This is a genomic window from Marinomonas sp. (assembly GCF_039940335.1).
In the GTDB taxonomy this organism is placed as follows: Bacteria; Pseudomonadota; Gammaproteobacteria; order Pseudomonadales; family Marinomonadaceae; genus Marinomonas.
Genome location: NZ_JBDVGW010000012.1, coordinates 235,414 through 250,489, shown reverse-complemented (window position 1 = coordinate 250,489; position 15,076 = coordinate 235,414). Strand labels below are relative to the sequence as shown.

The following is a 15,076-nucleotide window of genomic DNA, read 5'->3' as shown; positions in this document are numbered from 1 at the left end:
TAAAAACCTATTCTTTATTTGTTGTCATTTATTATTTATAAAATCAGTTTATAAGCCAGTTATTGCTTAAAAATGAAATCTTTTGATGCCATAAGGTGTTTTGTCCAAATAGCGTAACCTTTTTTATTCAGGTGCAGTCCATCGCCTTCAAATAGTTCTTCATCCACTTCATTGTCACTGTTTAGCAAATGCTGATACAGATCCAAGAGCTGGGTGTTAGGTCGAGTATTAGCAAGCTTTTTCAGTTGCTTGTTGGCCATTTCAATTTCTGTTTGCACATTGCGTCGAGCAGGACTTGCTTTGATACTGATCAGGGTAACTGGGATGCCCGCCAAATGCTGATCTATCTTTTGTAAAAGCTCGATGTAGAGTTCCACGACCTTATTACAATTGTGAGCATTGCCAAGATCATTATCCCCGGCATAGATCACTAATGAGCGAGGGTTGTGGGGCAAAATCAAGCGTTCAAAGTAGTAAACACAGGCCTCTAGGGTCGCACCACCAAAGCCAAGGTTCAGAGCATCTTGATCATTAAAAGTGGTATTGATGTCTTTCCATAAGCGAATGGTGGATGAGCCGTAAAAGGCGACAGGTCGGTTGGTGTATTCTTTACGAGTGAGTAAAAACTCCAGCTCACGTACATCCGACTCAAACTCAATATCCAGTTGATTTAGATTGAGTACGTTTGAGCGGTAACCCACTTTGCGGCTAAAGGTTGGGTACTGGCGAATTTCTCTCGACAGAGCCACAGCCTCGTCCACATAGGTTTTGTATTCTTGTTGGTATTCCGCTAAGAATTTCCCCATGGCTTTACTGTCACTAATGTCTACTCGCTCTGACAGTTTGAAGGCAGGCTTGATAATCACGGTATAGATATTGTGGTCAGCGCGTTTATCGAAGTTGGCCACCACAATGGGCACAATCCAAGGTTCATCTGTTCCCATGGATGCCGCTATTTCAAAGGCATGAGGAAGAAATGCGCCAGGGGATTGATGAGTGCCAAAGCTTTGCCCTTCTGGTGAGATCATCAGCGGGAAGTTATTGCCCAAGGTTTCTTGTGACTGACGGATAAAATCTTCATATTCTGGGGTGTTCTTGGTGAGCGTTTCCCAAGAGTTCACAAAGATATTACCGAAACGCTCATAGTAATCGTCTCGCCAAAACTCACTTTCTTTGCTGCGACGTACGATACGTTGTCCGGAAATACCGTACTCTTTATCGATGATCATGGAGCTAATGAATTGAGCGTCCATGGAAAAACGGAAACCATTTGGCAAACGGTTGGTTGGAGAACCTAGCAAGTGGTTGTAGATGAATAAGCTACCGGCTTTTTTAGGCAGGTTTTCTAATCCCTTGATCACGTAAGGCACTTGTTGGAAAGCCAATTTAAACTGTTCTGTTCCTAGGCGTCTCGCATCTAAAGCTGGCGTGTCTTTGGGTAACGCATTGATGCTGTCATAAGCATTTTGCAAATGACGGTAAAACGCATTTTCACGTTGTAAGTCTTTAAGAATATCCAGACACATACCAGAAATAGTACGTTCTAGGACACAGCCAAAGTGTAGGCACTTGTAGAGGATGCCAAAAGCTTCGTCCGTAGTGATGGCGCTTTTCAACAGCTGGCTTACTTTGTAAAGCGGCGAGCTGACGGGAAGCAAAGCGGCGTTTTGTTCAATGACGTTATTAACCGCGAGAATTTCATCTTTAGCAATTTGCGATAGGTAACGCATGCGCGAGGCTTGTAAATGTGTGCCGATCAACCAGATTAGGCGATGTAAGTATTTCACCGAGAATTTTGCGTTATCAGCAAATAAGCTAAGTAAATCTTCTCTGGCAATAAATAAGATGCTGCTGTCACGGGAAGAAATAATCGAAGTGCGGTTTTTAAGGCCTTCTGCCTGAGTGCACCAAGCTAGAATCGTTCCTGATCGGGCAATCGAGCGGGTGGTGATCTGCTCTCCTGATTCGGTTTGGTAATTGATGACTACCTTACCTTTAACCAATAAATACAAACCGTCAGCAGGTTGATCTTGTTGGCTAATAATGTCCCCTTGGTGAGCCAGTAGTATGGTGGACTGTTTGGCCATGCTGTGAATTTCAGCTTGGGTAAAAGACTCACAGAAAGGCGCGTAGTTTAGTAGCTCAATTGCATCTTTTAAGGACTGCTTTTGTGTTTTCGGATTGTTTAATGGGCGAGTTTCTTCAAAAGACAAAGACTCATTAGAGAAGAAAGGCCGTGTCTGGTTTTGAATATTTGTTAAGACTGGCAGAGATTCTTGATACACGTATTGTAAAAACTGATTGGCAAATTCCAGATTGTCATCCAACAGCTTTTGTAATTCAAGAATTGGGAACACCAGAAGGGTGGTTGATTTCGTGGCAGTGAAGGTGGTGGCGTAACGGGATGGATGTCTAAAAGCAGACCAGCCGATAGGCGCCAGCAAGGTGTTAATCATACCAACATTGTAGGATTTAGCTTCTTCGCGCAGTGGGACAGAGATGGCCACTTCCCCTTCAATTAGAAAGTATAAGGAGTGACCGATTTGAAACTGCTCAGCCAACACTTCACTGGCTTTTAATTTTTTAACGCTGGCAAGCTCAACTAGGGCGGAAGTCAGCGCTTTGTCTGCTTCTGCCATGAAGGGAAAGGCTTGAATGTGTTTATTTACTGCCATGGTTATTTCCTTAAATCCGGAGCTTAATTGGGTCGTTTAATGGTGATGTTTTCGCCAAGTTCAGCGTAATCATTACCACCAAGGCGAGCTAAAGGGTTCAGCTTCTGGTTATCAATAAAAGTGCGTTGTGCTTGCTGTGTGATGAGATCGTCATCCACATGGAGCGAAAGTATTTCTAAATATAGTGCCTGAGTCGGCGAGTCACCTAAATTGTGTACATCGTATAATCGACAATGCAGGGCGACCTTTGCTTCTTGTAAACGCTCAAAATGCTCAGTGAAAGGGCAAAGGGATAAGCCAAGTTTTTCGATTTCGGACTCCCCATAGGCTAAGTTAGCCGCACTGTCATTGACCGCATGGGCCCATTCCACACTGGGAATATGCAAAACACATTCCTTATCGCGTAGTAAATTGAGCTTGGTATCTTTGGCGGTGTCTTGGTCTTTGTTGCCGATGGAAACAACTAACAGGGCGGGGTCAGAAGATAGTGCCGCGAAATAAGAGAATGGGGCTAGGTTGTAACTTCCTGCGAGGTTTTTCGTCATGATCCATGCAATGGGACGAGGTGTGATGGTTTGAGTGATCAGGTGGTAACGCTGATTACCATTGAGTTGATCAAACGAAAAAAGCATTTGTGCACCTACTTATTTGCAAACATTCCCCCTTAAATTACTACAAATACCAAGGGGTTGTGAACATCTAGTGGTGACTTATCGAGATATTGATGAAAAAAACTGCCCCTACACGCGATATGTCTGCGGTGGAGGGGATAGATACGCGTAAAGCTGTGGTTTTGGTTCCCTAAAGGGCGAAGGTGAGTGGCTAATAAGCCTCCAAAATACAGTTAAAGGCAATAACAACACGGTCACTGTTTCCAAAGTAAGGCAGTGCGGAGTGCTTTAAGTAGGAAGGGAAAATGACCACTTGGCCTTCGGTGGGCTGGAAATCCCACACACCTTGACCGCCCAAATACGCGGTACCAAGGTCTGCGTAATGTTCAGCGTTGACTCTAGGGTCATAAAAACGGTTGAGTCCACCCTTGTTTAAATCCGCCGCGTCGCCGGGCTGGAGGTAGTAAATACCACACCATGAGCAGTTCGGGTGGGAGTGAGCGTCATGGTAGCCACCTTGCTGAGTCACATGATACCAAGACTCAATAATATGAGCGTCAACTTCTATATCCTCTGGCCAAAACCCTTGATTAAGGTCGCTGGCGACACCCAGTACTAGCTCCTCTAAAATGCGCTTGGTTTCCATCACATTAGCCTCTTCCATATCCAGAAAATCCAGAGTGCTCTCGTGTAGGGCGTGTTTGGCTTTTGGGGCTACTTGGCTGGCTATGGCGGTAGATTGTTGCGCTTTCTGCTGATATATCTGCGTAACTAAGGCATCTTTTAGAAACTCATGATCAGGCATCTCTGCCACATATAAGGGTGTTGCCCAAACATTGATTTCTTCGATACTGGTATGACTCATGGTTGGCCTGTGTTGATGGTTTCGCTAGGTTAAAAATGAGGAGCTAAGTCTAATTCTGTGCAAACGGGTTTGTAGCCACAAAACATCATGACGAGATTTCGAAAGCCGGTGGCGTTATCTGGGCCTTCCAAGCCTTTAATGCTCTGGTCCATTAGGGCCAAATAATTCTGTATGTAGGGCAGAGTCGTTGGGTTATGGCGAGACATGGCGCTTTCATAGAAAGGAATGCGCTTATCCCAGATACGTTGAGCTTGGCAAGCTTGGCGTAATGAAGTGGTTTGCATGGCAGCCAGCAAACTCACCAAAGTCTGGATTTCTCGATTAAACAGCCAAAGAATAATATTCGCTTCCACACCTTCCGCCAGTAATTGATTCAGGCAGTGCATGGCCTCTTTGGTTTTGCCCATTAATAGGCGATCACTGAGATCGTAAATGGAATAACGGCTACTGTCCGCGACAGACTCAGCTACCTGAGCACCTTCTATGTTGGCACCAGGACCATGAATTAACACCAGCTTTTCAAGCTCTTGGGAAAGAGCCAAAAGGTTACCTTCACCGCGCTCACAGATGAGGCTGGCCGCATCACGAGAAAGGCTAAGTTGTAGGCTTTTAGCTCTTTGTTGTACCCAATTCGGCAGACGGTTGGCATCAATCGGCCAAACCTGTACGAACACCCCTTGGGACTCTAGTTGAGTAAACCATTTGCTTTTTTGCGTGCGGGCGTCAATTTTGGGTAGGCTGAGTAAGATAATGTTGTCTTCACCTAAAGACTGCCCTAATTGGGCAAGGGCCTTGGTGTGCTTTTCTGCCAACTTGTCTATTTGAATGTCGAATAAACGTCGGTCGGAAAACAAAGACAAACTTTGGTTTTCATTGATGATGTCTTGCCAGTCGAATTGAGCATCGACCACATAACGCAAGCGTTCAGCAATTTGCGCAGCATGGGCTGCTTGTCGAACACTGTCTGCCGCTTCTTGGCACAAAAGCACTTCGTCCCCAGATACTATGTATATGGGGGCTAGGCTTTTTTGCAACTGTTGAGGTAACTGGTCGGCTCTTACTTTCATATAAGTGTCGACTATAGAGGCGAGTAGCTAAGATCACTGAGCAGCTGACTCACAAGCTCTTCATACATACCTTCGGTCTGCTGCTGGTTGTAGGCAAGTTTAGTACTCTCTTCGGCATTTTGGTTGGCTAAAGACTTGGACGTACTTACAGTGCGAGGGCCGTACAAGGCTTTGCCTTGGTTATTTCGAATGAAGTAAACCGCAGTTAAACGACGTTCTATTTGCGTAATATCGTTGTCGCTATTGGTGGCGAGCGTTGTATCCGAAGTACTAATAGCGTTGACTTTTAATTCAGGAATGTCAGCACTGGCCTGAGCTTTATCGAGCACAGTTACGCCGGCTTTTTTCAGGGCAATTCTGAGGTCTCGGTCGAAGTCGTTTGAACCACTGGCTGAGTTTAGCGTGATGACTTTTAATGAGTCAGGAATGATGATTTGGCCTCGTAAATGAAAGCCACAAGCAACAAGACTTATGACCATAAAAAACAGCATGCATAGACGGCTGGATTGCTGAAATACACGAGTCATGGAAGTCTCCTTTATGAGCAAAGAACTAAGAGGTGGTTTGACCACCTCTTAGAGGAATAGTCTTAGTTAGCGACTATGTTTACCAAGCGGCCTGGCACCACAATTACTTTACGAACGGTCTTGCCTTCTAGGTATTTCGCTACACCTGGGTGGGCTAACGCTTCGGCTTCAATGGTCTTGTTGTCTGCACTTGCAGAAACCGTTAATTCGGCGCGTTTCTTACCCAGTACCTGAATAACGATGGTCAGCTCATCTTTCACCAGCGCCGCTTCGTCTAAGGCAGGCCAAGGAGTATCAACAACATTGTCAGTATGACCAAGGTCTGTCCAAAGTTGGTGAGCGATGTGTGGAACAATAGGAGACAACAATAAGGTTGCCGCTTCTAAGGCTTCACGCTCTACTGCAAGACCAAGTGCAGAGGTATCTTCGAACTTGCTGATCTCGTTGCAAAGCTCCATAACCGCTGCAATAGCAGTATTAAAGGTCTGGCGGCGTTCAATATCATCGGTTACTTTTTGAATGGTTTCGTGGGTTTTGCGACGCAAGGATTTTTGCGCACCATTCAAGGCTGAAACGTCTAATTCACCGACTTTGCCAGCATTGGTATGACGGTAAGAAAGCGCCCATAGACGACGTAGGAAACGTGAAGCGCCATCGACACCGGCGTCATTCCACTCTAGTGATTGCTCTGGTGGGGCGGTAAACATGATAAATAGACGAACCGTATCCGCACCGTATTTCTCAATCATTTGTTGAGGGTCAACTGTGTTACCTTTGGATTTCGACATTTTAGTGCCGTCTTTGTTTACCATGCCCTGAGTCAACAAGCGCTTGAATGGTTCGTCAGAGTTTACTAAGCCAGCATCACGAAGCAATTTGTGGAAAAAGCGTGAGTACAACAAGTGCAAGATGGCATGCTCAACACCACCAATGTATTGGTCAACAGGAAGCCAGTAATTAGCTTCTTCTGTTAGCATTGCATCGGTTGAATCTGGGCAGCAGTAACGCGCGAAGTACCAAGAAGACTCCATGAAGGTATCAAAGGTGTCAGTTTCGCGTTCGGCTTCTTCACCGTTGAATAAGATGTTGGAGAAGTCAGGGTTGTTTTTGATAGGTGAGTTAACCCCATCCATGATGACATCTGTTGGTAATTCAACAGGCAGTTGGTCCGCTGGAACTGGCACCACAGAACCGTCTTTTAGATTGATGGTCGGGATAGGTGTTCCCCAGTAACGCTGGCGGCTTACACCCCAATCACGTAGGCGGTAATTAACTTTGACTTCACCAAGCTTGTTCTCGGTCATCCAAGTTGAGATAGCATCGAAAGCTTCTTTGAAGGCCAAGCCGTCAAATTCACCTGAGTTACATAGAATGCCTTTTTCAGTGAACGCCGCGTTGTCTAAATCAATCGCTTCTTCGCCAGCAGGCTTGATAACTTGTTTGATTTCTAAACCGTATTTTTTAGCGAATTCAAAATCACGCTGATCGTGAGCAGGAACAGACATGACTGCGCCTGAACCATAGTCCATCAATACAAAGTTGGCGGCGTACACTGGCACCACATCACCTGTGATTGGGTGAACGGCTTTAAAGCCAGTATCCATGCCTTTTTTATCCACGGTTGCCATGTCGGCTTCTGTGGTTGATATAAGCTTGCACTCTTCAATGAAGGCAGCAAGTTCTGGGTTGGTTTGCGCCGCTTCAAGAGATAACGGGTGTTGTGTTGCGACAGCAACATAGGTCACGCCCATGATGGTGTCTGGACGCGTGGTGTAAACAGACAAACGCTCTTCTTTACTTTCAACGGCGAAACTGAATTCTAAGCCTTCAGAACGACCAATCCAGTTACGTTGCATGGCTTTAACGTGTTCTGGCCAGCCATCTAATTGATCAAGGTCGTTAAGCAATTCTTCAGCGTAATCGGTAATACGGATAAACCACTGAGAGATTTCTTTGCGTTCGACCAAAGCACCAGAGCGCCAGCCGCGACCATCAATAACTTGTTCGTTGGCCAATACTGTCTGATCGATTGGATCCCAGTTTACCGCTGCGGTTTTTTTGTAGGCTAAGCCTTTTTCCACCAACTGAGTAAAGAACCATTGTTCCCACTTGTAGTATTCAGGTGTGCAAGTGGCAATTTCACGGTCCCAATCGTAACCAAAACCAAGCTCTTTGAGTTGGCCTTTCATGTAGGCAACGTTTTCCATGGTCCATTTGGCTGGTGCGGTTTTGTTCTTGATGGCTGCGTTTTCTGCTGGTAGGCCGAATGCATCCCAACCCATAGGTTGTAAAACGTTTTTACCTTGCATACGCTGGTAACGAGAAATAACGTCACCAATTGTATAGTTACGAACATGGCCCATATGGAGACGGCCACTAGGATAAGGAAACATGGAAAGACAGTAGAATTTCTCTTTGTTGGAATCGGCAACAGCCTTAAATACTTTGTTTTCATCCCAAAAAGATTGAGCAGCTTGTTCGATTTGCTGCGGATTGTATTGCTCTTGCATGATGTTTAAGCATCCCATGTTCGATGTTAGGTTGGCAGTTCTGTACTCTAGGTTAGAGTCATACGGTGATGTGATACAAATGCTTTGTAATCAACAGAGTCTGTAAATATCCGCTATTTTATAGGGATGCTAGGCTAATGAGAAGGTGCATATAGGAGGAGTTATGAATTCTATGAAAAAAGATGGGGTAAATACGCCAACGGATTCACGTTTAGTGGAGGAAGCACGCAAAACTTTAATCGGTGCTAAAGATTGGCTACTGGAAGATGTAGCGCTAATGGGCGCTTATTGGCACGATAAAATGGGTTATACAGAAGCTTGGATTGACGCTAACTGGCATCTGGTTTTGGAGGAGGGACAAGATCTGATTCATGAACTGGATGAAAAAGAAGATGCAGCTCTTTTGTGGTTAATTAACCATGTGAATAATAACCCTGTACCACTACAAAATTGTCATGTGGTGGGGGATGAAGTACCGGCAGGAGAGTATACCTGTATGGCTTGTGGCCATAATAACCTAGTATTGAAAAGTCAGTCACTGAATGCCTGCGAAGTATGTCATTACGGCTTGTTATCAAGCCATGATTAATTGTGCCTAGTTTTTAGACGCGGGTTTGTGCGCTCGCTTGGAAGGCGCAAGTAGGCATAAAAAACCGATAAGGGCGAGTAGCGCTAGGGTCATCAGATTACCCCATTGCACATACGGGGTTGTGCCGTTATAAAGGCGAACTTGCGAGGTGAGGCTGGTTTTCTCAAACTGTGGTGCTTGGGCGTGAATTTCACCTCGCTCATTAATGACGGCGGTTACCCCTGTGTTGGTTGCTCGTAACACAAAACGGCCGCTTTCTTTGGCTCGGAACTGGGCAATTTGTAAATGTTGCCAAGGGCCAATGGAGGCACCAAACCAAGCGTCATTACTGATTGTGACAAGGAAATCACTGTCTCTTACCATGTTTCTCACCTGTTCTGAGTAGACAATCTCATAACAAATAAAGGGAGCAGCGGCCCATTCTCCCACTTGTAGTGCGGGCTGGTTGGCTTCTCCCGGCAAGAAACCTGCAATGGGCATATTAAAAATATCGAGAATAGGACCAATAAAAGAGGCTAGAGGGATGTATTCTCCAAATGGTACCAGGCGTTGTTTGTAGTAAAGTCCAAAGCCATTTCCAGTTGCCCAGATGGCATTATAGTACTGGCCTGTTTCGATGTTTTTATCTGGGATACCGGTGATTAAACTGGTGTTTGATTGGCTTAATTCTTCGATAAAGCTTTCTAGATGAGGGCGTATTTGTGGGTATAAATAGGTGATGGCGGTTTCTGGCCAAATCACCAGATCGCTGTCTAGGTGCTCTATGGTGGTTTGCTGGTATTCAGCCAAAGAGGTGCGGGCGGTTTGGGACAGCCACTTTTCGTCTTGACTGACATTGCCTTGAATTAAGGTGGCCTTGAGTTCCCCAACGGGAGAAACCCACTGCATAGGGCTAAAGTGTAGGGCGGCCGCTACCCCCCATAAGCTGAGTACACTTAGCCACACAGACCAGTGATTAGCCTGTCTCGCTAATAAAGCTGCAAGGCTGACACTGGTTAAAATAACCAAGGCGCTGGTTAGCCAAATACCACCAATGGGCAGCAGTTCAAACAACCAAGTGTCTTGAATGGCATAACCGGGTAGCAGCCAAGGGAAGCCGGTAAATAAATGACTTCTTAGATATTCACCGATTAGTAAGCCTAAGCCTATGGCAAAACCGCTGGGTAATTGTGGGATTTTTCGGCTAAGATGCCAGCCAAGCCAAGCAGAGAAACTCCAAAACAGGGTCAAAACAGCGATAAAGCCAAGAGTGATGACGACCGCTATGAGGTTCCCCACCTGCCCGTATTCGGAAATACTGACAAACACCCAAGAGACGCCTCCAGAGAAAAAACCTAGAGCGACAGAGCTGCCTCGATAACAGGCGACTTTTGCTGTCGGACTGGTCATGACGAGCAAGCCGTACACCACAATGGTGATGAAATACGCTGGCCAGAAATGGAAAGGGGAGAAGCTGCTCACTCCAATTAGTCCTGCCACAATGCCTATTAGATAAATAACTGGAGTGGGGAAAGAGGACAGATGGTTTAACAGGAGGGAAATTCGCCCCGTCTTAGTTGCTAAGAGAGCATCATGACGAGACGAATTCATATCTTATTCCGCGGTGTCCGCAAAAGGCTGAGAGACTTGGATCGTCTTTACACGACGACCATCAGATTTAATGACGTTAAAGTGAAGACCATTAAAGGCAATGGACTCATCTCTAAGTGGAACATGTCCAAATTGTTGTACTAAGATGCCGCCAATGGTGTCAAACTCTTCTTCGCTAAGGTCACATTTAAAAAATTCGTTAAACTCTTCAATGCTACATAGTGCGGAAACTCTGAATACACCAGATTGATCTGTTGCTTGAATGTCTTCACTGTCTAGTTTGTCGGTTTCATCTTCGATTTCGCCAACAATCTGCTCTAGCACATCTTCAATGGTGGCAAGGCCTGAGACACTGCCGTATTCATCAAGTACGATGGCCATGTGGTAGCGCTTGGTACGGAAGTCGTTTAGCAAAACATTTAGACGCTTACTTTCTGGAATAAAGTTAGCAGGACGTAAACGACTTAAAATATCATCAATAACAATTTCTTCGTCTTTGAAGAGGAGTGGAAGTAAATCCTTGGCTAACAAGACGCCAAGGATTTTGTCCGAGTCTTCGCCCACAACAGGGAAGCGTGAATGGGACGATTCAATCACTTTACGGATTGAGGTTTTTGGGTCATCTTCAGATTTGATCACCACCATTTGTGACGGCGGGATCATAATGTCACGAGCTTGTACCTCAGAAACTTCCAGCGCACCTTCTACAATGGTGAAAGCGTCTTGATCAATAATGTCAGATTTTACGGCTGTTTCTAAGAGTTCAACAATATCTTTGCGACTTCTTGGTTCATCATGAAAGGCTTGCGCTAAACGCTCAAACCAAGATTTTTGTTGATCGTTGGAGCTACTCGATCGGTCTTCACTCATTGGGGTGTGAACTCACTCTTTTATCAAATAAGGGTTGTTAATGGACAGTTGGGCTAATAGTTCGACTTCTAGCGCTTCCATTTCTTCTGCTTCATCCTCATTTATATGATCATAACCACGTAAATGCAAGATGCCATGGACAGTCAAATGTGCCCAATGGTGAAATAATGTTTTGTCTTGTTCTTGTGCTTCTCGCTCAACCACTTGTCGGCAGATGATCAGGTCACCCAGCAATGGTAACTCTATGCCTGGAGGGGCCTCAAAAGGAAAAGACAAGACATTGGTAGGCTTGTCTTTACCTCGATAGTCATGGTTAAGCTGTTGGCTTTCTGCTTCGTCGACTAAGCGAATGGTGACTTCAAACTCATCGTCACGCTCTGGTAGTGCCTTGCTTGCCCATAGAGCAAAGTCTTCTTCAGTAGGCATGCCTTGGCTGTCTTGTGTGGCAATTTGCAAATCTAACTCTAGGCTTGCCATTAGGACTCACCTGTTGAGTTTTGAGCATCTTGACGAGCTTGATTGCGCGCTTTTTTCTCTGTTTCAACTTCCACATCAAAACGGTCGTAGGCTTCCACAATACGCTGTACTAAAGGGTGGCGAACAACATCGGAAGAGCTGAAGTGAGTTATGCTAATACCATTCACGCCTTTCAATACATGCATTGCATGGGCTAAGCCAGAAGAGGTGCCGCGAGGTAAGTCAACTTGTGTGGTGTCGCCTGTGATCACTGCAGTAGAACCAAAACCAATACGCGTCAAAAACATCTTCATTTGCTCGCGAGTGGTGTTTTGGCTTTCATCAAGAATGATAAAAGAGTTATTTAAAGTACGACCACGCATAAAGGCAAGAGGGGCGATTTCAATAACATTCTTCTCGATTAGCTTGTCGACCAATTCAAAGCCAAGCATTTCATAAAGAGCGTCGTATAATGGGCGCAGGTAAGGATCGATTTTTTGTGATAAATCCCCTGGCAAGAAGCCCAGTTTCTCACCCGCTTCGACGGCGGGGCGTACCAACATAATACGCTCAACACGATCGGCCTCGAGTGCTTCAACCGCACAAGCCACGGCAAGGTAGGTTTTACCTGTACCAGCGGGGCCAATACCAAAGTTAATGTCGTGCTTACGAATCTGCTTTACATAGCCTTGCTGATTCTGGCCTTTAGGTTTAATAAAGGCTTTACGTGTCTTGATGACAAGCTGTTCTGCGTTGCCTTTCTTCACCTTGTTCAAAGACTCAATGGCAGACTCTTGTAGGTACAAATGAATGGTTTCAGGTGAAATTGCTGTATTGGAAAGTGCTTCACGGTAAAGGTTTTCTAAAAGCAATTTAGTGGCGGCCACATGGTCTGCGCTTTCGCCTGAAATGTCGAAAAGTTCGCCACGGTATTGGATGGTAACTTCAAGACGTTTTTCTACTTGTTTGAGATTTTCATCTAATTGTCCACACAGTAGGGACAATGCACCGGCATCTGCCGGCAGCAAGCGTATTTGTTGAGTTGTAAGAGTCGTTTCCAAGGGTTACCTTACTTAATGAAGTATAAAATCACTGTCAAGTTCAGAGCCGATGAACTCACCAAGTAGGGAGTTCGGGTAAGCGTCTGTAATGACAACGTCGGCAAATTTGCCAATAAGTTGTGGGTCGCTGGCACTGAAGTTCACAATACGGTTGTTTTCGGTACGACCCTGTAGCTGGCCTGGATCACGAGGTGAATAACCACTGATAAGAATGCGTTCTACATTGCCTACCATGGCCAAACTTATGTCATAAGACTGTTGGCTAATGCGGCGCTGCAAAATTGCCAGACGTTCTTTTTTCACCTCTTCAGGGGTGTCATCTTCTAGATTGGCAGCAGGTGTCCCCGGGCGCTGACTGTAAACAAAACTGAAAGAGTGGTCGAAACCAATCTCTTGAATCAAGTTCATGGTATCAATAAAGTCTTCGTCCGTTTCGCCAGGAAAACCAATGATAAAGTCAGATGACAAACTAATGCCTGGGCGAGCTTCTTTAATGCGGTTGATTTTATCAATGTAGTATTGACGGTCATGGCCACGCTTCATATTACTAAGCACACTGTCAGCACCACTTTGTACTGGTAAGTGTAAGTGACTCACCAATTTAGGTTCAGTGCGGAAAGCATCAATTAGGCTATCAGTGAACTCAACAGGATGAGAGGTAGTGAAACGAATGCGTTCCACGCCTTCGATTTTGGCCGTAGCATGAATAACATCCGCCAAGTCTGCTTCGTCGCCATCGCTGGTTTCCCCACGGTAGGCGTTTACGTTCTGGCCCAGTAGGTGAATTTCGCGAACACCCTGTTCAGCAAGCTGTGCAATTTCGACCAAAATACTGTCGAATGGACGGCTTACTTCTTCACCGCGGGTGTAAGGAACAACACAGAAAGTACAATACTTGCTACAACCTTCCATGACAGAAACAAAGGCCTCAGCACCTTCCACTTTAGGGGCTGGCAAATGGTCAAATTTCTCAATTTCAGGGAAAGTGACGTCCGTAATGGGAATGTGCTTAGCTGCAGCATTCACCATTTCTGGTAGCTTGTGTAAGGTTTGCGGGCCAAAAATCATATCCACGTGCTTGGCACGCTTACGAATGGTGTCACCTTCTTGGCTGGCCACACAACCACCCACCCCAATGACTAGATCTGGGTTCTTTTGCTTAAGCTTTTTCCAACGACCTAACTGATGAAATACTTTGTCTTGAGCTTTTTCACGAATTGAACAGGTGTTAAGCAACAATACGTCAGCTTCATCTGCATTTTCGGTGAGTTCCATTTCATGACTATCGCCAAGTAAATCAGCCATACGAGACGAATCATATTCGTTCATTTGACAGCCATGAGTTTGAATAAATAATTTTTTTGCCATGTAACCTTTAAACCTAAAAAAGAGTTTGTCTTATCGACTTTGGGTCTATTATATTGGGCTTTGCAGATGAATCACAGAGGTGTGCTTCTAAACGAGTACTTTATATGCAAAAAAGTCTTATTTGGTCGGTTGCTTAGGTGTTCCTTTGAGGGTTAAACGATAACGAGTATTAAGACAAGGATATCCTAACGTTTTGCAAAAATACTATCTTATATTGATGTGTGCTATGGGCCTAAGCTCCTCTCTTTGGGCAGAGCAAGACCCCGTGAATTTTGAGTTGGGTTTAGGCTATGGGCTATTAGATCAAAAGTCCTTATTGAATATCGATGCCAAGGTGAATATGCCGTTGGGAGAGTACTCTTCTACCCAAGTGTATTTAAACAGTAATTATCTGATAACCGGTTCAGATAAAGATACTTATGCTTTATCTGAATTAGCTTCGAATTGGTTTTTATTTAATGACTATGGTCGTATTGGTGCAGGTTTGGGGGTGACAGAGCTTGTGCCTAAAGATGCCAGTCAAGAAAGCGAAAGGGAAGTCACGGGGCGCCTTATGGTCGATGCATTTCTTGAGAATTTCTCCTTTATGGGGCAGTACGTCAGCGCGGACAGGTCGTTAAGTAACCTAACTAGTAGCCGAATTGGTATGAGTTATTACTTAGATGACACCCGCCGAGTCTCCTTATATAAAGAGCGGTTTGATGATAAAGACGTATGGCGACTTGAGCATTACTTCCAACCAGACTCTCTTGAGCAGTTAGCCAGTGTTGGTCTTATTGCCCGTAAAAATAATGACCTAAGCTATTTTGGTGTGGCCATAGAATACTATTTTGACCGGGTTTTTACCTTAAAGGATAAAGACCGGGCTTATCATTAGAGGGAGAGTT

General features: G+C 45.1%; 13 protein-coding genes. 2 read left to right on the top strand and 11 right to left on the bottom strand.

Annotated elements, in window-relative coordinates; translation table 11 throughout:
* Nucleotides 1-59: 59 nt before the first annotated feature.
* The 6 genes from ABJF92_RS08570 to leuS form a co-directional block, all read right to left on the bottom strand.
* Nucleotides 60-2,675 carry a cyclic nucleotide-binding domain-containing protein gene (locus tag ABJF92_RS08570; RefSeq protein ID WP_446815374.1) on the bottom strand — a complete coding sequence of 872 codons (2,616 nt, stop codon included), beginning with the start codon at nucleotides 2,673-2,675 and terminating at the stop codon, nucleotides 60-62.
* A gap of 23 nt (nucleotides 2,676-2,698) precedes the next feature.
* Nucleotides 2,699-3,307 carry a flavin reductase family protein gene (locus tag ABJF92_RS08565; RefSeq protein ID WP_446815373.1) on the bottom strand — a complete coding sequence of 203 codons (609 nt, stop codon included), beginning with the start codon at nucleotides 3,305-3,307 and terminating at the stop codon, nucleotides 2,699-2,701.
* Between the two features lie 190 nt (nucleotides 3,308-3,497).
* Complete coding sequence (locus tag ABJF92_RS08560; RefSeq protein WP_446815372.1) at nucleotides 3,498-4,151, bottom strand: TIGR02466 family protein; 654 nt, start codon at nucleotides 4,149-4,151, stop codon at nucleotides 3,498-3,500.
* A 29-nt stretch (nucleotides 4,152-4,180) separates the two neighbouring features.
* On the bottom strand, nucleotides 4,181-5,218 hold the full coding sequence (holA, locus tag ABJF92_RS08555; RefSeq protein ID WP_446815371.1) for a DNA polymerase III subunit delta: 1,038 nt from the start codon (nucleotides 5,216-5,218) through the stop codon (nucleotides 4,181-4,183).
* Nucleotides 5,219-5,229: 11 nt separating this feature from the next.
* Complete coding sequence (locus tag ABJF92_RS08550; RefSeq protein ID WP_446815370.1) at nucleotides 5,230-5,745, bottom strand: LPS-assembly lipoprotein LptE; 516 nt, start codon at nucleotides 5,743-5,745, stop codon at nucleotides 5,230-5,232.
* A gap of 62 nt (nucleotides 5,746-5,807) precedes the next feature.
* Nucleotides 5,808-8,255 (bottom strand): leucine--tRNA ligase, encoded by a 2,448-nt coding sequence (gene leuS, locus ABJF92_RS08545; RefSeq protein ID WP_446815369.1) that lies wholly within the window; start codon nucleotides 8,253-8,255, stop codon nucleotides 5,808-5,810.
* Nucleotides 8,256-8,418: 163 nt separating this feature from the next.
* Between leuS and ABJF92_RS08540 the strand changes: the two genes are divergently transcribed.
* Entirely contained in the window at nucleotides 8,419-8,844 is a 426-nt protein-coding gene (locus ABJF92_RS08540; RefSeq protein ID WP_446815368.1) for a hypothetical protein, read from the top strand.
* 6 nt (nucleotides 8,845-8,850) lie between these two features.
* Here the strand turns inward: ABJF92_RS08540 and lnt are convergent, their stop codons facing one another.
* Genes lnt through miaB form a run of 5 tightly spaced genes read right to left on the bottom strand, consistent with a single transcriptional unit; the run spans nucleotide 8,851 to nucleotide 14,189 of the window.
* Complete coding sequence (lnt, locus tag ABJF92_RS08535) at nucleotides 8,851-10,434, bottom strand: apolipoprotein N-acyltransferase (RefSeq protein ID WP_446815367.1); 1,584 nt, start codon at nucleotides 10,432-10,434, stop codon at nucleotides 8,851-8,853.
* Between the two features lie 3 nt (nucleotides 10,435-10,437).
* Entirely contained in the window at nucleotides 10,438-11,304 is an 867-nt protein-coding gene (locus ABJF92_RS08530) for an HlyC/CorC family transporter (protein WP_446815366.1), read from the bottom strand.
* A gap of 12 nt (nucleotides 11,305-11,316) precedes the next feature.
* A complete protein-coding gene (ybeY, locus tag ABJF92_RS08525) occupies nucleotides 11,317-11,781 on the bottom strand; it encodes an rRNA maturation RNase YbeY (protein WP_446815365.1) in 465 nt (154 codons plus the stop codon).
* On the bottom strand, nucleotides 11,781-12,821 hold the full coding sequence (locus ABJF92_RS08520; protein WP_446815364.1) for a PhoH family protein: 1,041 nt from the start codon (nucleotides 12,819-12,821) through the stop codon (nucleotides 11,781-11,783). The genes ybeY and ABJF92_RS08520 overlap by 1 nt, the downstream gene beginning before the upstream one ends.
* Nucleotides 12,822-12,833: 12 nt before the next feature.
* The gene (gene miaB / locus ABJF92_RS08515) at nucleotides 12,834-14,189 is read right to left on the bottom strand and encodes a tRNA (N6-isopentenyl adenosine(37)-C2)-methylthiotransferase MiaB (protein WP_446815363.1); all 1,356 of its coding nucleotides are present in this window, start codon (nucleotides 14,187-14,189) and stop codon (nucleotides 12,834-12,836) included.
* 226 nt (nucleotides 14,190-14,415) lie between these two features.
* On the opposite strand from miaB, the gene ABJF92_RS08510 reads away from it, so the two are divergent.
* A complete protein-coding gene (locus ABJF92_RS08510) occupies nucleotides 14,416-15,066 on the top strand; it encodes a hypothetical protein (protein WP_446815362.1) in 651 nt (216 codons plus the stop codon).
* Nucleotides 15,067-15,076 lie beyond the last annotated feature (10 nt).

Excerpts from the sequence above, each read along its gene's own strand:
- lnt (WP_446815367.1), bottom strand. The coding sequence starts at position 10,434 with ATGAATTCGTCTCGTCATGATGCTCTCTTAGCAACTAAGACGGGGCGA.
- ABJF92_RS08510 (WP_446815362.1), top strand. The coding sequence starts at position 14,416 with ATGGGCCTAAGCTCCTCTCTTTGGGCAGAGCAAGACCCCGTGAATTTT.
- ABJF92_RS08540 (WP_446815368.1), top strand. The coding sequence starts at position 8,419 with ATGAATTCTATGAAAAAAGATGGGGTAAATACGCCAACGGATTCACGT.
- holA (WP_446815371.1), bottom strand. The coding sequence starts at position 5,218 with ATGAAAGTAAGAGCCGACCAGTTACCTCAACAGTTGCAAAAAAGCCTA.
- ABJF92_RS08530 (WP_446815366.1), bottom strand. The coding sequence starts at position 11,304 with ATGAGTGAAGACCGATCGAGTAGCTCCAACGATCAACAAAAATCTTGG.
- ybeY (WP_446815365.1), bottom strand. The coding sequence starts at position 11,781 with ATGGCAAGCCTAGAGTTAGATTTGCAAATTGCCACACAAGACAGCCAA.
- ABJF92_RS08570 (WP_446815374.1), bottom strand. The coding sequence starts at position 2,675 with ATGGCAGTAAATAAACACATTCAAGCCTTTCCCTTCATGGCAGAAGCA.
- ABJF92_RS08565 (WP_446815373.1), bottom strand. The coding sequence starts at position 3,307 with ATGCTTTTTTCGTTTGATCAACTCAATGGTAATCAGCGTTACCACCTG.
- leuS (WP_446815369.1), bottom strand. The coding sequence starts at position 8,255 with ATGCAAGAGCAATACAATCCGCAGCAAATCGAACAAGCTGCTCAATCT.
- ABJF92_RS08560 (WP_446815372.1), bottom strand. The coding sequence starts at position 4,151 with ATGAGTCATACCAGTATCGAAGAAATCAATGTTTGGGCAACACCCTTA.
- ABJF92_RS08550 (WP_446815370.1), bottom strand. The coding sequence starts at position 5,745 with ATGACTCGTGTATTTCAGCAATCCAGCCGTCTATGCATGCTGTTTTTT.
- miaB (WP_446815363.1), bottom strand. The coding sequence starts at position 14,189 with ATGGCAAAAAAATTATTTATTCAAACTCATGGCTGTCAAATGAACGAA.